The sequence below is a fragment of the Streptomyces sp. NBC_00631 genome, from assembly GCF_045206895.1.
Lineage (GTDB): Bacteria > Actinomycetota > Actinomycetes > Streptomycetales > Streptomycetaceae > Streptomyces.
Genome location: NZ_CP107734.1, coordinates 2,324,248 through 2,342,733, shown reverse-complemented (window position 1 = coordinate 2,342,733; position 18,486 = coordinate 2,324,248). Strand labels below are relative to the sequence as shown.

Genomic DNA, 18,486 nt, shown 5'->3' with positions numbered 1-18,486 from the left:
CAGCCCTGAGGGGATTGTCAGTGCCGTCATTTAGGGTTTCAGCGTGGAACCCGACCTGTTCACCGCCGCCGCAGAAGAACGCCAGGAGAAGGACCCGACCGGCAGTCCCCTGGCGGTGCGGATGCGCCCGCGCACCCTCGACGAGGTGGTGGGCCAGCAGCACCTGCTGAAGCCGGGATCCCCGCTGCGCAGACTGGTCGGCGAGGGTTCCGGCGGCCCGGCCGGACCGTCGTCCGTGATCCTCTGGGGGCCGCCCGGCACCGGTAAGACGACCCTCGCGTACGTCGTCTCCAAGGCCACCGACAAGCGGTTCGTGGAGCTCTCCGCCATCACCGCCGGCGTCAAGGAGGTCCGCGCGGTCATCGACGGCGCCCGCCGCGCCACCGGGGGCTACGGCAGGGAGACCGTCCTCTTCCTGGACGAGATCCACCGGTTCAGCAAGGCCCAGCAGGACTCCCTGCTCCCGGCCGTCGAGAACCGCTGGGTCACCCTGATCGCCGCGACCACCGAGAACCCGTACTTCTCGGTGATCTCCCCGCTCCTCTCCCGCTCCCTCCTCCTCACCCTCGAACCGCTCACCGACGACGACGTCAGAGGACTCCTGCGCCGGGCCCTGGGCGACGAGCGCGGCCTCAAGAGCGCCGTCGCCCTCCCCGAGGACACCGAGGAGCACCTGCTGCGCATCGCCGGCGGCGACGCCCGCCGTGCCCTGACCGCCCTGGAGGCCGCCGCAGGGGCCGCCCTCGACAAGGGCGAGACGGAGATCGGTCTGGAGACCCTGGAGGAGGTCGTCGACCGGGCCGCGGTCAAGTACGACCGCGACGGCGACCAGCACTACGACGTCGCCAGCGCCCTCATCAAGTCCATCAGGGGCTCGGACGTCGACGCGGCCCTGCACTACCTGGCCCGCATGATCGAGGCCGGCGAGGACCCCCGCTTCATCGCCCGCCGCCTGATGATCTCGGCGAGCGAGGACATCGGGCTCGCCGACCCCAATGCCCTCCCCACAGCCGTCGCCGCCGCCCAGGCCGTCGCCATGATCGGCTTTCCCGAGGCCGCCCTCACCCTCAGCCACGCCACCATCGCCCTCGCCCTGGCCCCCAAGTCCAACTCCGCGACCACCGCGATCGGCGCCGCCCTGGAGGACGTCCGCAAGGGCCTGGCCGGTCAGGTGCCCCCGCACCTGCGCGACGGGCACTACAAGGGCGCCGCCAAGCTCGGCCACGCGCAGGGCTACGTCTACCCGCACGACCTGCCGGAGGGCATCGCCGAGCAGCAGTACGCCCCGGACACCGTCAAGGACCGCGAGTACTACACCCCGACCCGGCACGGCTCCGAGGCGCGGTACGCCGACGCCGTCGAGTGGACCAGGAAGCACCTCGGTCGCAGGCGGTCCTGAGCAGCCTGTAGAATCCCTCGGAGCGCTGAGTCCCGCGCTGTCAGAGCGGGACAGTCAGCCGGAACCCCCGTCAGGGGGATCCAGGAGCGTCGCGCACCGTCGAACGGTGTCGCGGGCAGCCCACCACCATCCGCCGCACGGCGGGAGAGGTCGGTGGGCCACTCGCGTGCTGCACGTATGTGCCCAGACCAGGGGAGCGGCTGCCCACCAGGCCCGGCAACGGGTCCCGGCGGGTTTCCCCGGCTGCGGATTGCGACCTCCCTCAACCCTGACAAGCCGAAAACCCAGAAGGAAGAAAGAGACAGTGGCGAACCAGTCCCGCCCCAAGGTCAAGAAGTCGCGTGCCCTCGGCATCGCGCTGACCCCGAAGGCCGTCAAGTACTTCGAGGCCCGCCCCTACCCGCCGGGTGAGCACGGCCGCGGCCGCAAGCAGAACTCGGACTACAAGGTCCGTCTGCTGGAGAAGCAGCGTCTGCGCGCGCAGTACGACATCTCCGAGCGTCAGCTGGTCCGCGCCTACGAGCGTGCCTCCAAGGTGCAGGGCAAGACCGGTGAGGCCCTGATCGTCGAGCTGGAGCGCCGCCTCGACGCGCTGGTCCTGCGTTCGGGCATCGCCCGCACGATCTACCAGGCCCGCCAGATGGTCGTCCACGGCCACATCCAGGTCAACGGCCAGAAGGTCGACAAGCCGTCCTACCGCGTGCGTCCGGACGACGTCATCCAGGTCCGCGACCGCTCGAAGGACAAGACGCTCTTCCAGATCGCCCGCGAGGGTGGCTTCGCCCCCGACGGCGAGACCCCCCGCTACCTCCAGGTGAACCTCCGCGCCCTGGCCTTCCGCCTGGACCGCGAGCCGAACCGCAAGGAAGTTCCGGTCATCTGCGACGAGCAGCTCGTCGTCGAGTACTACGCCCGCTGATCATCAGCCGGGTGTAGCACCTCAGCGTCAGCCCGCCGTCTCCCCGCCCTTCCGGGTGGGCGAGGCGGCGGGCTTCCGCATGTCCGCGCCCTCGCGCCGCTGCCGTACCGGCCCACGCGGCGCGGGCAGCGCGTCCAGCGGCCGTACCCCGAAGTACTCCAGCGCCCGGGCCACCGCCGCGTCCCGGTCCAGCTCGGCCCCCCGCCGAACGCACTCCGCGTACCGCTCCTCACCAAGCGCCCGCCGGGCCGTCGCCTCGCACAGCTCGTGCGGGGCGTTGTAGTACGCCGAGCCGAACAGCGGCAGGCCCACAGAGGGCCACATGCGTCCCGCCGCGCCCTGCAGCACCGCCGCCTCCGCCGGATCGCCCTGCGCCACCGTCACCAGGGCGAGGAGCTCGATCGACAGCACCGAGGCGAGCAGGTCCCGGAAACCGTGCGCATGGCCCAGGCAGTCGGTCAGCAGCTCCCGGGCGGCCGCGTGGTCGCCGTCCTGCCAGGCCGCGTACGCCAGCACGTACAGCGCGTACGAGCGGGCCCAGCGCTCGCCGTGGTCCTCGCACACCCGCCGCACGTCCTCGCACAGCCGTACCGCGTCCGGCAGATCGCCGAGGAAGGCCCTGGTCATCGCCAGCTCCACCTGGCCCATCAGGACGTTGCTGTTGAGCTCACCGATCTCCTGGTAGCGGTCCAGCGCCGAACCCAGCAGCGTCTCCGCACGCGCCATGTCATCCGTGACCAGTGCCAGACAGCCGGTCCGGTGCTCCGCGTACGCCACCGCCGTCGCGTCGTCGACCAGCTCGGCCTCCGCACGGCACTCCTGGAGCGCGACCAGCGCGGGCACGGCGTCGCCCTGGAGGATCGCCACATAGCCGAGCACCCACAGCGCCTTCAGCCGGGACCGCGGATACTCCGAGTCCAGCTCCAGACTCCGCTCCAGCCAGTGCCGCCCCTCCGAGAGCCGCCCGCAGCCCGCCCAGCAGAACCACAGCGAACCCGCCAGGCACTGGCCCAGGTGCGCCTCGTCCGGCTCGGTCAGGCAGTGGTCCAGGGCCGCCCGCAGATTCGGCAGCTCGGCCTCGATCCGCGCGGCCACCTCGTCCTGCCGCGGCGAGAACCACTCCAGCTCGCACCAGGTCGCCAGCCCCATGAACCAGTCCCGGTGCCGGCGCCGCAGCCGCCCCGCGTCCCCCGTCGCCGCCAGCCAGTCCGCGCCGTACGCGCGCACGGTGTCGAGCATCCGGTAGCGCACGCCCGACCGGGTCCTCGCACGGGACACCACCGACTGGGCGAGCAGCTCCGCCAGCACGTCCAGGACCTCCTCGGAGGCCAGCCCGTCCCCGCTGCACACGTACTCGGCGGACTCCAGGTCGAAGGTACCCGCGAACACCGACAGGCGCGCCCAGAGCAACCGCTCGGCGGGCGTGCACAGTTCATGACTCCAGCCGATCGCCGTGCGCAGCGTCCGGTGGCGGGGGAGCGCGTCCGGCCCACCGCCGGTCAGCAGCCGGAACCGGTCGTCCAGCCGTTCCAGCAACTGCCCCGGGGACAGCGCCCGCAGCCGCCCCGCCGCCAGCTCGACCGCCAGCGGGATCCCGTCCAGACGCCGGCACACCTCCCGCACCTCCGCACAGTCCCGCACCTCCAGCCCCTGCGCCCCGGCACGCTCGGTGAACAGCTCCACCGCCTCGTCCTCGCCGAGCGGCGCCAGCGGGAACAGCCGCTCGCCGGCCACCCCGAGCGGCCGCCGGCCGACCGCCAGCACGGCCAGGTCCGGCAGGCTGCGCAGCAGCTCGGCGACCAGTTCCGCGCACGCGACGACCAGGTGCTCGAACCCGTCGAGGACCAGCAGGATCCGGCGGCCCGCCAGCTGCTCCAGCAGCGTCTCGCGCGGCAGCCGGGTGGTGTGGTCGGTCAGGCCGAGCGCCTCCACTACCGCGTAGTCGACGAACTCCGCATCGCGCACCGGCGCCAGCTCCACCCGCCACACCCCGTCCCGGGGCGCCGCGCCGGCCGCCGCCCGGGCCGCGAGCCGTGACTTGCCGACCCCGCCGGCCCCGGTCACGGTCACCAGCCGCCCCGACTCCAGGGCCCGGGACAGCTCGCCGAGTTCGGCGGAGCGGCCCACGAAGGCGGTCAGTTCCAGGGGCAGATTGCCGTCCGCCGAAGGGCCGGGGCGCTGAGGACCTCGCATGGGACACGGAGCGTACTTAAGCGTGTTCGGTCCGTACAATCGCTTCCCGTGACTCCGCCGCTCGCGGGCGGTAATCCGGTACGGAGCCCGACGTCCCGCGCGATAGGCTCAGTGCTCGATTGATTTCGCGGAAAGAGCGGGAAGCAGGTGCGCACAGTGTCCGGTGGAGAGGTGGCCGGCATCTTGGTGGCTGTCTTCTGGGCGATCCTGGTCTCCTTCCTCGCGGTGGCGCTCGTGAGGCTGGCCCAGACGCTCAAGGCGACGACCAAACTCGTGGCGGACGTGACCGACCAGGCCGTCCCGCTGCTCGCCGACGCCTCCGCGGCCGTACGCTCCGCGCAGACCCAGATCGACCGGGTCGACGCGATCGCCTCCGACGTCCAGGAGGTCACGTCCAACGCCTCCGCGCTGTCCACCACCGTGGCCTCCACCTTCGGCGGTCCGCTGGTCAAGGTCGCGGCCTTCGGCTACGGCGTGCGCCGGGCGCTGGCCGGCCGCAAGGCGGACGTGCCTGTGAAGGAGCCCGGGCGTACGGTGATCGTGGGCCGGACCGTCCCCGCCGCACGGCGCAAGAACCGGGGAAAGTAGGAGCCAGGCCATATGTTCCGCCGTACGTTCTGGTTCACCACCGGCGTCGCCGCCGGAGTGTGGGCCACCACCAAGGTCAACCGCAAGCTGAAGCAGCTGACTCCCGAGAGCCTCGCCGCGACCGCCGCGAACAAGGCGCTGGAGACGGGTCACCGGATCAAGGAGCGGGCGGTCGGCTTCGCACTGGACGTCCGCGACAACATGGCCCAGCGGGAGGACGAGCTGGGCGAGGCGCTGGGCATCAACGCGAACCCCGAACTCCCCGCGCCCCGGCGGCTCGCCGCCATCGAGGATCGCAGCAACCCGAAGTACGCCGACGACAGCACGACGTACTCGTACAACCGGAATGAGGACCACTGATGGAGTCGGCTGAGATCCGCCGCCGCTGGCTGAGCTTCTACGAGGAGCGCGGGCACACCGTCGTCCCTTCGGCGTCGCTCATCGCGGACGACCCGACTCTGCTCCTCGTCCCCGCCGGCATGGTGCCCTTCAAGCCCTACTTCCTCGGTGAGGTCAAGCCGCCGTGGGCGCGCGCCACCAGCGTGCAGAAGTGCGTGCGCACCCCGGACATCGAAGAGGTCGGCAAGACCACCCGGCACGGCACCTTCTTCCAGATGTGCGGCAACTTCTCCTTCGGCGACTACTTCAAGGAAGGCGCCATCAAGTACGCCTGGGAGCTGCTGACCAGCCCCCAGGACAGGGGCGGTTACGGCCTGGAGCCGGAGAAGCTCTGGATCACCGTCTACCAGGACGACGACGAGGCCGAGCGCATCTGGCACGACGTCATCGGTGTGCCCAAGGAGCGCATCCAGCGCCTCGGCATGAAGGACAACTACTGGTCCATGGGCGTCCCCGGCCCCTGCGGCCCCTGTTCCGAGATCAACTACGACCGCGGCCCCGAGTTCGGCGTCGAGGGCGGCCCCGCCGTCAACGACGAGCGGTACGTGGAGATCTGGAACCTGGTCTTCATGCAGTACGAGCGCGGCGAGGGCATCGGCAAGGACAACTTCGAGATCCTCGGCGAGCTGCCCAGCAAGAACATCGACACGGGCCTCGGCCTGGAGCGTCTCGCCATGATTCTGCAGGGCGTGCAGAACATGTACGAGATCGACACCTCCATGGCCGTCATCAAGAAGGCCACCGAGCTGACCGGCGTCCACTACGGCGACGCCCACGCCTCGGACGTCTCGCTGCGCGTCGTCACCGACCACATGCGCACGTCGGTGATGCTCATCGGCGACGGTGTCACCCCCGGCAACGAGGGCCGCGGCTACGTGCTCCGCCGCATCATGCGCCGCGCCATCCGCAACATGCGCCTCCTCGGCGCCACCGGCCCGGTCGTCCTCGACCTGATCGACACCGTGATCGCGATGATGGGCCAGCAGTACCCGGAGCTGGTCACCGACCGCGAGCGCATCGAGAAGGTCGCCGTCGCCGAGGAGAACGCCTTCCTCAAGACGCTGAAGGCCGGTACCAACATCCTCGACACCGCCGTCACCGAGACCAAGGACGCCGGTGGCAAGGTCCTCGCCGGTGACAAGGCGTTCCTGCTCCACGACACCTGGGGCTTCCCGATCGACCTCACCCTCGAAATGGCCGCCGAGCAGGGCCTCTCGGTGGACGAGGAGGGCTTCCGCCGCCTGATGAAGGAGCAGCGGGAGCGCGCCAAGGCCGACGCCCAGGCCAAGAAGACCGGGCACGCCGGTGCCGGCGCCTACCGCGAGATCGCCGACAGGACCGGCGAGACCGACTTCATCGGGTACTCCGACACCGAGGGCGAGACCACGATCGTCGGCATCCTCGTCGACGGCGTCTCCTCGCCGGCCGCCACCGAGGGCGACGAGGTCGAGATCGTCCTCGACCGCACCCCGTTCTACGCCGAGGGCGGCGGCCAGATCGGCGACACCGGCCGGATCAGGGTCGACACCGGTGCCGTCATCGAGATCCGCGACACCCAGAAGCCGGTCCCGGGCGTCTACGTCCACAAGGGCGTCGTCCAGGTCGGCGAGGTGACGGTCGGTGCCAAGGCCCATGCCTCGATCGACTTCCGTCGCCGGACCGCCATCGCCCGTGCCCACTCGGCCACCCACCTCACCCACCAGGCGCTGCGCGACGCCCTCGGCCCGACGGCCGCCCAGGCCGGTTCCGAGAACCAGCCCGGCCGCTTCCGTTTCGACTTCGGTTCGCCGTCCGCCGTTCCCACGGCCGTGATGACCGACGTCGAGCAGAAGATCAACGAGGTGCTCGCCCGCGACCTCGACGTGCGCGCCGACATCATGGGCATCGACGAGGCCAGGAAGCAGGGCGCCATCGCCGAGTTCGGCGAGAAGTACGGCGAGCGGGTCCGCGTGGTGACCATCGGCGACTTCTCCAAGGAGCTGTGCGGCGGTACCCACGTGCACAACACCTCCCAGCTGGGCCTGGTGAAGCTCCTCGGCGAGTCCTCGATCGGCTCGGGTGTGCGCCGTATCGAAGCCCTCGTCGGTGTCGACGCCTACAACTTCCTCGCCCGTGAGCACACGGTCGTCGCCCAGCTCCAGGAGCTGATCAAGGGCCGTCCGGAGGAGCTCCCGGAGAAGGTCTCCGCCATGCTCGGCAAGCTGAAGGACGCCGAGAAGGAGATCGAGAAGTTCCGCGCGGAGAAGGTGCTCCAGGCCGCCGGCGGCCTGGTCGAGTCCGCCAAGGACGTGCGCGGGATCGCCGTGGTCACCGGGCAGGTACCGGACGGCACCACCCCGGACGACCTGCGCAGGCTGGTCCTCGACGTGCGCGGCCGCATCCAGGGCGGACGGGCCGCCGTGGTCGCCCTGTTCACCGTCAACAACGGCAAGCCGCTGACGGTCATCGCCACCAACGACGCCGCCCGCGACCGCGGTCTCAAGGCCGGTGACCTGGTCCGCGCCGCCGCCAAGACCCTCGGCGGCGGCGGTGGCGGCAAGCCGGACGTCGCCCAGGGCGGCGGCCAGAACCCGGCCGCGGTCGGCGAGGCCATCGACGCCGTCGAACGCCTTGTCGACGAGAACGCCAAGTAAGGAAACGGTCGGAAATGCGCAGAGGACGTCGACTCGCGATCGACGTCGGGGACGCCCGGATCGGGGTCGCCTCGTGCGACCCCGACGGGATCCTCGCCACCCCGGTCGAGACGGTCCCCGGCCGGGACATCCCGGCGGCCCACCGCCGGCTGCGGCAACTGGTCGAGGAGTACGAACCGGTGGAGGTCGTCGTCGGACTCCCGCGCTCCCTCAAGGGAGGCGAGGGCCCGGCCGCCGTCAAGGTCCGGGCCTTCGCCCAGGAGCTCGCCAAGGGCATCAAGCCGGTGCCGGTCCGGCTGGTCGACGAGCGGATGACGACCGTGACGGCCAGTCAGGGCCTGCGGGCCTCGGGGGTGAAGTCCAAGAAGGGCCGCTCGGTCATCGACCAGGCCGCCGCGGTGATCATCCTCCAGCAGGCGCTGGAATCCGAACGGGTGTCAGGTAAACCACCCGGCGAGGGCGTCGAAGTAGTCATCTGATCGCGATACGGTAACGTTCCGCGCGATGCGATGGTTTTCGAACAGCCACCGCACAGCAAGAGGCGGAACGGTCGGTCGGCCCACCAGCCGCGTGACGCGCCGCCTCGCGGCTCTAGGGGATCGATGACTGAGTATGGCCGGGGCCCAGGCTCCGAACCGTGGCACCCGGAGGACCCGTTGTACGGGGACGACGGGTGGGGAGGACAGCAGGCCCACGTGGGCCGGCAGTCCCCCTACGGCGGCCAGCCGCAGCACTACCCGCAGCAGTCGCAGCAGGAGCAGTACGGCGACTGGGGCCAGCACCCGCAGGGCGGGTACGACCAGCAGTACGCGTACTACGACGAACAGGGCCAACTCCAGTACGCCGACGGGCACGGTCAGCAGCAGTACGACCAGCAGTACGTCGGACATGCTCCGCAGCAGTACCACCAGGGCACCTGGGACGCGACCGGCACCCATGGCCACGTTCCCTATGCGGCCGACCCCGGCGACCCCTACGGCCAGCAGCCCGTGGCCTACGGCGCCGAGCAGCCCGACTTCTACGGCACCGAGGACGCCTACCCGCCCCCGGAGCCGCCCGGCCGCCGGCGCCCCGAGCCGGAGCCCGCCGTCGAGGAGGAGGAAGAGCAGCACCCCTTCTTCACGGGCGCCGACGACGATGACGACGACGGGGACGACGACCCCAAAGGACGCCGCGGTGGTGGCCGCGGCAAGGACGCCAAAGGCGGCAAGGGCGCCAAGAAGCGCCGCAGCGGCTGCGCCTGCCTGGTGGTCTGCCTGGTCTTCGGCGGCGGCGCGGCCACCGTCGGCTACTTCGGCTGGCACTTCTACCAAAATCGTTTCGGCGCGGCCCCGGACTACGCGGGCAGTGGCTCCGGCGAGACCGTGACCGTCCAGATCCCCAAGGGCGCGGGCGGATACGAGATCGGCCGTCGGCTCAAGGAAGCCGGTGTCGTCAAGAGCGTCGACGCGTTCGTCCATGCGCAGTCGCAGAATCCGAAGGGCGACACGATCCAGGCGGGCGCCTACACGCTCAAGAAGGAGATGTCCGCCGCCAGCTGTGTGCTGTTGATGCTCGACCCGAGCAGCCAGGCCAATGTGGTGGTGACCCCGGGCGAGCGTGCGGCGGCCGTCTATGTGGCCCTCGACAAGAAACTCGGCCTTTCCGCCGGCACCTCCAAGAAGATTGCCAGGGCCGAACACAAGAACCTCGGTCTGCCGAGCTACGCGAACACCAACAGCAAGATCATGGATCCGCTGGAAGGATTCCTCTACCCGGGTACCTATCCCGCGGCCAAGGGCATGAAGCCCGACGCGATCCTGAAACAGATGGTCGCCGCGGCCAAGGAGGAGTACGCCACCTACGACCTCGCGGCGGAGGCCAAGAAGTACGACCTGGACAGCCCGCTGCAGGTCATCACGGTCGCGAGCCTCGTCCAGGCCGAAGGAAAGACGCACGACGACTTCCGCAAGATGGCGGAGGTGGTCTACAACCGTCTCAAGTCCACGAACACCGAGACGAACCAGTTGCTCCAATTCGACTCGACCTTCAACTACCTGAAGGGCACGAGCAACATCCACATCAGCGAGTCGGAGATCAACAGCAACCGGAACCCGTACAACACCTACACCCAGAAGGGGCTTCCGCCCGGCCCGATCGGCAACCCCGGCGAGGACGCGCTGAAGGCGGCACTGAACCCGACCGACGACGGCTGGATGTATTTCGTGGCGACCGACGGCGTGAACAACACAGAATTCGCAAAGACCAACGCCGAATTCGAGAGGCTCAAGGACAAATTCAATGCCAACTCGGGCAACTGACGCCCGCCGGGCCGCCGTGCTCGGTAAGCCCATCGCCCACTCCCTCTCCCCGGTGCTGCACCGGACCGCGTACGACGAACTCGGGCTCACCGACTGGTCGTACGAACGGTTCGAGATCGACGAGGCCGCGCTGCCCGGCTTCCTCGGGACGCTGGGACCTCAGTGGGCAGGGCTGTCGCTGACCATGCCGCTGAAGCGGGCGGTCATCCCGCTGGTCGACGAGATCAGCGGGACGGCCGCCTCCGTCGACGCGGTCAACACCGTCGTCTTCACCGAGGACGGCCGCCGGCTCGGGGACAACACCGACATCCCGGGCATGGTGGCCGCACTCCGCGAGCACGGCATCGAACAGGTCGACTCCGCCGCCGTCCTCGGCGCCGGCGCCACCGCCTCCTCGGCACTGGCCGCCCTGGCCCGGATCTGCACCGGCGAGGTCGTCACCTACGTCCGCAGCGAGGAGCGCGCCGCCGAGATGCGGCACTGGGGCGAGCGGCTCGGCGTCGAGGTCCGCACCGCCGACTGGGCCGACGCCGAGCAGGCCCTGCGCGCCCCCCTGGTGATCGCCACCACCCCCGCAGGCACCACCGACGCCCTCGCCACCGCGGTACCCGAACGCCCCACCACCCTCTTCGACGTCCTCTACCACCCCTGGCCCACCGCGCTGGCCTCCCGCTGGTCCATGTTCGGGGGCGCCGTGGTCAGCGGCCTCGACCTCCTGGTGCACCAGGCCGTGCTCCAGGTCGAGCAGATGACAGGGCGCACCCCCGCGCCGCTGGACGCCATGCGCCGGGCCGGGGAGAAGGCGCTCGCCGAGCGCTGACGCCGGACAGCCGAGCCGCTGACCCGGCACATCCCCGTCCGTCTGCTGGACCGGGGACCGGGTCGCGCGCCCGGACGTGGGAGGATCGGAGATGGCGGACCGGGGCCCGCGCACCCGGTCGGCCGTCGCCGTACGCGAGGACGCGCGTACGCAGGGCAGTACCAGGGCGCGAGCACTGAGGAGCATCGTTGAGCAGGCTGCGTTGGCTGACCGCGGGGGAGTCCCACGGTCCCGCCCTTGTCGCGACGCTGGAGGGCCTTCCCGCCGGCGTGCCGATCACGACCGAGATGGTCGCCGACCACCTGGCGCGACGGCGGCTCGGCTATGGCCGCGGTGCGCGCATGAAGTTCGAGCGCGACGAGGTCACCTTCCTCGGCGGCGTCCGGCACGGTCTGACCCTCGGCTCCCCGGTCGCGATCATGGTGGGCAACAGTGAGTGGCCCAAGTGGGAGCAGGTCATGGCGGCCGACCCGGTCGACCCGGAGATCCTCGCCGGGCTCGCCCGCAACGCCCCGCTGACCCGGCCCCGTCCCGGTCACGCCGACCTCGCCGGTATGCAGAAGTACGGCTTCGACGAGGCCCGTCCGGTCCTGGAGCGCGCCTCCGCCCGGGAGACCGCGGCCCGCGTGGCGCTCGGCGCCGTCGCCCGGTCGTACCTGAAGGAGACGGCCGGCATCGAGATCGTCTCGCACGTCGTCGAGCTGTGCTCCGTGAAGGCCCCGCAGGGCGTGTACCCCACCCCGGCCGACGTCGAGAAGCTGGACGCCGACCCGCTGCGCTGCCAGGACGCGGACGCGTCGAAGGCGATGGTCGCGGAGGTCGACCAGGCCCACAAGGACGGCGACACCCTCGGCGGTGTGGTCGAGGTGCTCGCCTATGGCGTCCCCGTCGGCCTCGGCTCGCACGTCCACTGGGACCGCAAGCTGGACGCCCGCCTCGCCGGGGCCCTGATGGGCATCCAGGCGATCAAGGGCGTCGAGATCGGCGACGGCTTCGAGCTGGCCCGGGTGCCCGGCTCCAAGGCACACGACGAGATCGTCAACACCCCTGAGGGCATCCGCCGCGTCTCCGGCCGGGCCGGTGGCACCGAGGGCGGCCTCTCCACGGGCGAACTGCTCCGGGTCCGGGCCGCGATGAAGCCCATCGCGACCGTGCCGCGCGCCCTGCAGACCATCGACGTGACGACCGGCGAGGCCACCCAGGCCCACCACCAGCGCTCCGACGTCTCCGCCGTGCCGGCCGCCGGCATCGTCGCCGAGGCCATGGTCGCGCTCGTCCTCGCGGACGCGGTCGCCGAGAAGTTCGGCGGCGACTCGGTGACCGAGACCCGGCGCAACGTGCAGTCGTACCTCGATCACCTGGCCATCCGGTGACCAGCGCACCGAGGGTGGTGCTGATCGGGCCGATGGGCGTCGGCAAGTCCACGGTCGGGCAGCTGCTCGCCGAGCGGCTCGGTGTCGGCTACCGGGACACCGACGAGGACATCGTGGCCGCCGAGGGCCGCACCATCGCGGACATCTTCGTGGTCGAGGGCGAGCCGGTGTTCCGGGAGATCGAGAAGCGGGCGGTGCGGACGGCACTGACCGAGCACGAGGGTGTCCTCGCGCTCGGCGGGGGCGCGATCCTCGACGCGGAGACCCGCGCCCTGCTCGCCGACCGCCGGGTGGTCTACCTCTCGATGGACGTCGAGGAGGCCGTCAAGCGCACCGGCCTGAACGCGGCCCGGCCGCTGCTCGCCATCAACCCGCGCAAGCAGTGGCGCGAGCTGATGGAAGCCCGGCGGCACCTGTACGAGGAGGTCGCCACGGCCGTCGTCGCGACCGACGGCCGTACGCCCGAAGAGGTCACCCAAGCAGCCCTGGACGTACTGGAGTTGAAGGAAGCATGAGCGAGGCAGTCACCCGGATCCAGGTCGGTGGCACGGCGGGTACCGAGCCGTACGAGGTCCTGGTGGGCCGCCAGCTCCTCGGCGAGCTGGGCGGACTGATCGGGGACAGGGCCAAGCGGGTCGCCGTCATCCACCCCGAGGCGCTCGCCGAGACCGGCGACGCGCTCCGCGCCGACCTGGCCGGGCAGGGCTACGAGGCCGTCGCCATCCAGGTGCCGAACGCGGAGGAGGCCAAGACCGCGGAGGTCGCCGCCTACTGCTGGAAGGCGCTCGGCCAGTCCGGCTTCACCCGCTCCGACGTCATCGTCGGCGTGGGCGGCGGCGCGACCACGGACCTGGCCGGTTTCGTGGCCGCCACCTGGCTGCGCGGGGTCCGCTGGATCGCCGTCCCGACCACCGTCCTCGCCATGGTCGACGCGGCGGTCGGCGGAAAGACCGGCATCAACACGGCCGAGGGCAAGAACCTGGTCGGCGCCTTCCACCCCCCGGCGGGCGTCCTCTGCGACCTGGCCGCCCTGGACTCCCTGCCCGTCAACGACTACGTCTCCGGGCTCGCCGAGATCATCAAGGCCGGCTTCATCGCCGACCCGGTGATCCTGGAGCTCATCGAGTCCGACCCCGAGGCCGCGCGCACCCCGGCGGGCCCGCACACCGCCGAGCTGATCGAGCGCTCCATCCGGGTGAAGGCCGAGGTCGTCTCCTCCGACCTCAAGGAATCGGGCCTGCGCGAGATCCTGAACTACGGCCACACGCTCGGCCACGCCATCGAGAAGAACGAGCGCTACAAGTGGCGGCACGGTGCCGCGGTCGCCGTCGGCATGCACTTCGCCGCCGAGCTGGGCCGGCTGGCCGGGCGCCTGGACGACGCGACGGCCGACCGCCACCGCGCGGTCCTGGAGTCCGTCGGTCTCCCGCTGCACTACCGCTACGACCAGTGGCCCAAGCTGGTCGAGACGATGAAGGTCGACAAGAAGTCCCGCGGCGACCTGCTCCGCTTCATCGTCCTGGACGGCCTCGCCAAGCCGACGGTCCTGGAGGGCCCGGACCCGGCCGTGCTGCTCGCCGCGTACGGCGAGGTCGGGCAGTAGATCCGGTCGTGCTCCTTCCGCCCGATTCGCCTCGCGGACCGGGCACTTCGGACCGCCTCCGGCCGTTTCACCAAACGACGACCGGGGGCGGTACCGTTCGGTAACGAGCGTGGCCGACCATGACGAGACGGAGTGGCACCGGATGCAGCACGCAGTGGGATCTCCGCTGCCGCCGCCCCATCAGCCGGGGCAGGGAACGACCGGCTGGCAACCGGCCGCACACCACCCGGGACCGCCGCAGGGCCCCGCGCCCGTGCCGCCTCCACCGCCCGCACCCCCGCAGCCGCCGCTCCCCCCGCTTCCCTCGCCGCCCGACACCACGGGCCACGTCCCGCTGCCGCCGGGCGCCCCGGTGGGCATGCCGAGCGCGCCCCCCGCGGCCACGGTCCCCGATCCGACGACCACCACCCTGGCGGTCCTCCTCATCGGTCCGGCCGGCGCGGGCAAGACCAGCGTGGCCAAGTACTGGGCCGACCACCGCCGGGTCCCCACCGCCCACATCAGCCTCGACGACGTCCGCGAATGGGTCCGCTCCGGCTTCGCCGACCCCCAGTCCGGGTGGAACGACCACTCCGAGGCCCAGTACCGCCTCGCCCGCCGCACCTGCGGCTTCGCCGCGCGCAACTTCCTGGCCAACGGCATCTCGTGCATCCTCGACGACGCGGTCTTCCCGGACCGCCCGGTCGTCGGCCTCGGCGGCTGGAAGCGGCACGTCGGCCCCGGCCTCCTCCCGGTCGTCCTCCTCCCCGGTCTCGACATCGTCCTGGAGCGCAACGCCGAACGCACGGGCAACCGCCGCCTCACCGACGAGGAGGTGGCCCGCATCCACGGCCGCATGGCGGGCTGGTACGGCTCCGGCCTCCCCATCATCGACAACTCGCAGTTGGACATCCCGTCCACGGCCCGCATCCTGGACGACGTCCTGGCGAGGGCGATAGCGAGCCCCCCGAACTGGTAATCAGCGACCAGCCGAGAAACCCAGGGGCCACGGGGCTGTATCGACATGCGGCTCCGCCGCGTGGGCGCGTGCAGCCCCCGCCGGCCGACAGTCGGGGGGCGGCCCGCGGTTTCAGGGGCGCGGGGCTGTGCCGATGTGCGGCTCCGCCGCGTGGGTGCGTGCAGCCCCTACCGGCCGGCAGTCGGGGGGCGGCCCGCGGTTTCAGGGGCGCGGGGAACTGCGCAAAAAGTCCACGGACCCGCACTTCACGACGGCGCCCCGCCACCCCACTCGGCCCCCCTCAACCGGCACAAAACGCCCATCCCTCCTACGCTCGACTCATGTCAGACGTGTACGCGGCCCGCCGAACCAGGCTGAGGGAACGCTGCCACGCGGCCGGCAGCCAGTCCGCCGTCATCTCACACCCGGCCAACGTGAGATACCTGGCCGGCGCCGCGCCCCACGGCTCCGTCCTGCTCCTCGGCAGACGCGAGGACCTCCTCGTCTGCCCCGGCCCGCTGGAGGACCGCCCCACCGAGCCCCGCCCCGACGAGTCCCTGCGGCCCCACCTCCTGGCAGGCCCCGGCGGCGACCCCGCCGTCGCCGCCGCCGACCTCGCCGCCGCCCAGGACGCCGACGCCCTCGCCGTCGAGGAGCACCACCTCACCGTGGCCCGGCACCGCGCCCTCGCTTCCGTCGCCCCGCGCCTGCGCCTGACCGACCTGGGCGGCGCCGTCGAGCAGCTGAGGGTCGTCAAGGACGAGGAGGAGATCTCCTGCCTCCGCATCGGCGCCGAGATCGCCGACCAGGCCCTCGGCGAACTGCTGGAGTCGATCCTCGTCGGCCGTACCGAACGGCACCTCGCCCTGGAACTGGAGCGCCGCCTGGTCGACCACGGCGCCGACGGCCGGGCCTTCCCCACCTCCGTGGCCACCGGCCCGAACTCCGGCCGCCGCGGCCACCGCCCCACCGACCGGCGGGTCGAGGAGGGCGACTTCCTGACCGTCTGCCTCGGCGCCACCTACCGCGGCTACCGCTGCGAGATCGGCCGTACCTTCGTCATCGGCACCTCGCCCGCCGACTGGCAGGTCGAGCTCTACGACCTCGTCTTCGCCGCCCAGCGAGCCGGCCGGGAGAGCCTCGTGCCCGGCGCCGCCTGCCGCGATGTCGACCGTGCCGCCCGCCAGATCCTGGACTCCGCCGGCTACTCCGAGGGCCTGCAACCCCTCACCGGACACGGTGTCGGACTCGAAATCGACGAGGACCCGCAGCTCGCCCCCGCGGCCATGGGTAAACTGGACGCTTGCGTGCCGGTCACCGTCGAACCGGGGGTCCACCTCCCGGGCCGGGGCGGCGTCCGGATCGATGACACGCTCGTCGTGCGCCCCGAGGCGGACGGCGGACCCGAGCTACTCACCATCACGACCAAGGAGCTGCTCGCACTCTAGGCAAGGTGCGTGCCCCGGGGTCGTCCACGTCAGTCCAGGAGATTCCGCAACCGTGGCTTCCACGAACGACCTCAAGAACGGCCTGGTGCTCAAGCTCGAAGGCGGCCAGCTCTGGTCCGTCGTCGAGTTCCAGCACGTCAAGCCCGGCAAGGGCCCCGCTTTCGTGCGCACCAAGCTCAAGAACGTGCTGTCCGGCAAGGTCGTCGACAAGACCTTCAACGCCGGCGTCAAGGTCGAGACGGCCACTGTCGACAAGCGCGACATGCAGTACTCGTACAAGGACGGCGAGTACTTCGTCTTCATGGACATGGAGACGTACGACCAGCTGCACATCGATCCGAAGGCCGTCGGTGACGCCGCGAACTTCCTGATCGAGGGCTTCACGGCCGTCGTCGCCCAGCACGAGGGCGAGGTGCTCTTCGTCGAGCTGCCGGCCGCCGTCGAGCTGGTCATCGCCGAGACCGAGCCGGGCGTCCAGGGCGACCGCTCCACCGGCGGCACCAAGCCGGCCACGCTGGAGACCGGCCACCAGATCCAGGTCCCGCTCTTCATCACCACCGGTGAGAAGATCAAGGTCGACACCCGCACGAGCGACTACCTCGGCCGGGTGAACAGCTAACCGTGGCTGCCCGCAACACGGCCCGCAAGCGCGCCTTCCAGATCCTCTTCGAGGGCGACCAGCGCGGGGCCGATGTCCTGACCGTTCTCGCGGACTGGATCCGGCTTTCCCGGGACGACACCCGGCAGCCGCCGGTGAGCGAGTACACCATGCAGCTGGTCGAGGGCTACGCCGAGCACGTCACGCGTATCGACGAGCTGATCGCCCAGTACGCGGTCGGCTGGACGCTGGACCGGATGCCGGTGGTCGACCGCAACATCCTGCGTCTGGGCGCCTACGAGCTGATCTGGGTCGACGAGACGCCGGACGCCGTCGTGCTCGACGAGATGGTGCAGCTGGCCAAGGAGTTCTCGACGGACGAGTCGCCCTCGTTCGTGAACGGGCTTCTGGGGCGTCTGAAGGAGCTGAAGCCGTCGCTGCGCCGCGAGGTGTGAGCCGATGAAACGCCGGAGGGCCTGCAGCGTGCCCTGCTGCAGGCCCTCCGGCGTTCTCGTGCGCCCAATGGGGCGGGTGGTGGGGTTCCGGGCGGCTGCGGGCCGTGTGGGGCTTGTCGCGCCCACGCGGCGGAGCCGCATATCAATACGGCCCCGCGCCCCCAGGCGTTCTGCGGCCGCCCCGGGTGAAGGCTCGCGCCGGCTGTCCCGGAAAGAAACCGCCGGGGCGGCCCGGAACCATCGAGTTCCGGCCACCCCGGCGGCACGTTTCTGCTCAGGTGTGGTGCGGGTCAGGCGTCCTCGTGGGTGGCCACCGCGCGGCGGGCGTCCGCGTCCAGGACGCCCCAGCTGATCAGCTGCTCGGTGAGGACCGAGGGGGACTGGTCGTAGATGACGGCCAGTGTGCGCAGGTCGTCCTGGCGGATCGACAGCACCTTGCCGTTGTAGTCACCGCGCTGGGACTGGATCGTCGCCGCGTAGCGCTGCAGCGGGCCCGCCTTCTCGGCCGGCACGGTGGCCAGCCGCTCCAGGTCGAGGACCAGCTTCGGCGGGGGCTCGGCGGCACCGCCGGGGGTGGTGCCAGGCAGCAGCTCCTGCACCGGAACCCCGTAGAAATCCGCCAACTCTGCAAGGCGCTGTACGGTCACGGCACGGTCGCCGCGCTCGTACGAACCGACCACCACGGCCTTCCAGCGACCCTGGGACTTCTCCTCGACACCGTGGAGGGAAAGGCCCTGCTGGGTGCGGATGGCCCGGAGCTTGGCCCCGAGCTGTTTGGCGTATTCGCTGGACATATAGCTCCCCGGACACTGTGTCGACGC

At 71.1% G+C, this 18,486-nt stretch carries 17 protein-coding genes; 15 read left to right on the top strand and 2 right to left on the bottom strand.

Annotation, left to right across the window (positions count from 1 at the left end; all coding sequences use genetic code 11):
• The first annotated feature begins 43 nt into the window (after positions 1-43).
• Both OHB00_RS10705 and rpsD read left to right on the top strand, forming a co-directional pair.
• On the top strand, positions 44-1,399 hold the full coding sequence (locus OHB00_RS10705) for a replication-associated recombination protein A (protein WP_406433609.1): 1,356 nt from the start codon (positions 44-46) through the stop codon (positions 1,397-1,399).
• A 304-nt stretch (positions 1,400-1,703) separates the two neighbouring features.
• A complete protein-coding gene (gene rpsD, locus OHB00_RS10700; RefSeq protein WP_181803162.1) occupies positions 1,704-2,318 on the top strand; it encodes a 30S ribosomal protein S4 in 615 nt (204 codons plus the stop codon).
• A 27-nt stretch (positions 2,319-2,345) separates the two neighbouring features.
• Here rpsD and OHB00_RS10695 read toward each other — a convergent pair whose 3' ends face one another.
• Entirely contained in the window at positions 2,346-4,511 is a 2,166-nt protein-coding gene (locus OHB00_RS10695; RefSeq protein ID WP_406433606.1) for an ATP-binding protein, read from the bottom strand.
• 147 nt (positions 4,512-4,658) lie between these two features.
• Between OHB00_RS10695 and OHB00_RS10690 the strand changes: the two genes are divergently transcribed.
• The 13 genes from OHB00_RS10690 to nusB all read left to right on the top strand — a co-directional run bounded on the left by OHB00_RS10690 (position 4,659) and on the right by nusB (position 17,665).
• The gene (locus OHB00_RS10690; protein WP_406433604.1) at positions 4,659-5,099 is read left to right on the top strand and encodes a DUF948 domain-containing protein; all 441 of its coding nucleotides are present in this window, start codon (positions 4,659-4,661) and stop codon (positions 5,097-5,099) included.
• Positions 5,100-5,111: 12 nt separating this feature from the next.
• Complete coding sequence (locus tag OHB00_RS10685) at positions 5,112-5,459, top strand: hypothetical protein (RefSeq protein ID WP_406433602.1); 348 nt, start codon at positions 5,112-5,114, stop codon at positions 5,457-5,459.
• Entirely contained in the window at positions 5,459-8,131 is a 2,673-nt protein-coding gene (gene alaS / locus OHB00_RS10680; protein ID WP_406433600.1) for an alanine--tRNA ligase, read from the top strand. Before OHB00_RS10685 ends, alaS begins: the two co-directional genes overlap by 1 nt.
• A gap of 14 nt (positions 8,132-8,145) precedes the next feature.
• Positions 8,146-8,610 carry a Holliday junction resolvase RuvX gene (gene ruvX, locus OHB00_RS10675; RefSeq protein WP_406433599.1) on the top strand — a complete coding sequence of 155 codons (465 nt, stop codon included), beginning with the start codon at positions 8,146-8,148 and terminating at the stop codon, positions 8,608-8,610.
• A 123-nt stretch (positions 8,611-8,733) separates the two neighbouring features.
• Positions 8,734-10,431 carry an endolytic transglycosylase MltG gene (gene mltG, locus OHB00_RS10670; protein ID WP_406433597.1) on the top strand — a complete coding sequence of 566 codons (1,698 nt, stop codon included), beginning with the start codon at positions 8,734-8,736 and terminating at the stop codon, positions 10,429-10,431.
• Positions 10,412-11,251 carry a shikimate dehydrogenase gene (locus OHB00_RS10665; RefSeq protein ID WP_406433595.1) on the top strand — a complete coding sequence of 280 codons (840 nt, stop codon included), beginning with the start codon at positions 10,412-10,414 and terminating at the stop codon, positions 11,249-11,251. The genes mltG and OHB00_RS10665 overlap by 20 nt, the downstream gene beginning before the upstream one ends.
• Positions 11,252-11,439: 188 nt before the next feature.
• Positions 11,440-12,624, top strand: coding sequence for a chorismate synthase (gene aroC / locus OHB00_RS10660; protein WP_406433593.1), 1,185 nt, complete (start codon positions 11,440-11,442; stop codon positions 12,622-12,624).
• A gap of 32 nt (positions 12,625-12,656) precedes the next feature.
• The gene (locus tag OHB00_RS10655; protein WP_406445715.1) at positions 12,657-13,139 is read left to right on the top strand and encodes a shikimate kinase; all 483 of its coding nucleotides are present in this window, start codon (positions 12,657-12,659) and stop codon (positions 13,137-13,139) included.
• Positions 13,136-14,227, top strand: coding sequence for a 3-dehydroquinate synthase (gene aroB, locus OHB00_RS10650; RefSeq protein ID WP_406433591.1), 1,092 nt, complete (start codon positions 13,136-13,138; stop codon positions 14,225-14,227). Before OHB00_RS10655 ends, aroB begins: the two co-directional genes overlap by 4 nt.
• Before the next feature lie 142 nt (positions 14,228-14,369).
• Entirely contained in the window at positions 14,370-15,185 is an 816-nt protein-coding gene (locus OHB00_RS10645; RefSeq protein ID WP_406433589.1) for a Pro-rich N-terminal domain-containing protein, read from the top strand.
• A 320-nt stretch (positions 15,186-15,505) separates the two neighbouring features.
• Positions 15,506-16,612, top strand: coding sequence for an aminopeptidase P family protein (locus OHB00_RS10640; protein WP_406433587.1), 1,107 nt, complete (start codon positions 15,506-15,508; stop codon positions 16,610-16,612).
• 52 nt (positions 16,613-16,664) lie between these two features.
• Complete coding sequence (gene efp, locus OHB00_RS10635; RefSeq protein ID WP_365796417.1) at positions 16,665-17,231, top strand: elongation factor P; 567 nt, start codon at positions 16,665-16,667, stop codon at positions 17,229-17,231.
• A gap of 2 nt (positions 17,232-17,233) precedes the next feature.
• Positions 17,234-17,665 (top strand): transcription antitermination factor NusB, encoded by a 432-nt coding sequence (gene nusB, locus OHB00_RS10630; protein ID WP_406433584.1) that lies wholly within the window; start codon positions 17,234-17,236, stop codon positions 17,663-17,665.
• 290 nt (positions 17,666-17,955) lie between these two features.
• Here nusB and bldD read toward each other — a convergent pair whose 3' ends face one another.
• Entirely contained in the window at positions 17,956-18,459 is a 504-nt protein-coding gene (gene bldD, locus OHB00_RS10625; RefSeq protein WP_020938842.1) for a transcriptional regulator BldD, read from the bottom strand.
• Positions 18,460-18,486: the final 27 nt, after the last annotated feature.

Excerpts from the sequence above, each read along its gene's own strand:
- OHB00_RS10695 (WP_406433606.1), bottom strand. The coding sequence starts at position 4,511 with ATGCGAGGTCCTCAGCGCCCCGGCCCTTCGGCGGACGGCAATCTGCCC.
- OHB00_RS10685 (WP_406433602.1), top strand. The coding sequence starts at position 5,112 with ATGTTCCGCCGTACGTTCTGGTTCACCACCGGCGTCGCCGCCGGAGTG.
- alaS (WP_406433600.1), top strand. The coding sequence starts at position 5,459 with ATGGAGTCGGCTGAGATCCGCCGCCGCTGGCTGAGCTTCTACGAGGAG.
- ruvX (WP_406433599.1), top strand. The coding sequence starts at position 8,146 with ATGCGCAGAGGACGTCGACTCGCGATCGACGTCGGGGACGCCCGGATC.
- mltG (WP_406433597.1), top strand. The coding sequence starts at position 8,734 with ATGACTGAGTATGGCCGGGGCCCAGGCTCCGAACCGTGGCACCCGGAG.
- OHB00_RS10665 (WP_406433595.1), top strand. The coding sequence starts at position 10,412 with ATGCCAACTCGGGCAACTGACGCCCGCCGGGCCGCCGTGCTCGGTAAG.
- OHB00_RS10655 (WP_406445715.1), top strand. The coding sequence starts at position 12,657 with ATGGGCGTCGGCAAGTCCACGGTCGGGCAGCTGCTCGCCGAGCGGCTC.
- aroB (WP_406433591.1), top strand. The coding sequence starts at position 13,136 with ATGAGCGAGGCAGTCACCCGGATCCAGGTCGGTGGCACGGCGGGTACC.
- OHB00_RS10645 (WP_406433589.1), top strand. The coding sequence starts at position 14,370 with ATGCAGCACGCAGTGGGATCTCCGCTGCCGCCGCCCCATCAGCCGGGG.
- OHB00_RS10640 (WP_406433587.1), top strand. The coding sequence starts at position 15,506 with ATGTCAGACGTGTACGCGGCCCGCCGAACCAGGCTGAGGGAACGCTGC.
- bldD (WP_020938842.1), bottom strand. The coding sequence starts at position 18,459 with ATGTCCAGCGAATACGCCAAACAGCTCGGGGCCAAGCTCCGGGCCATC.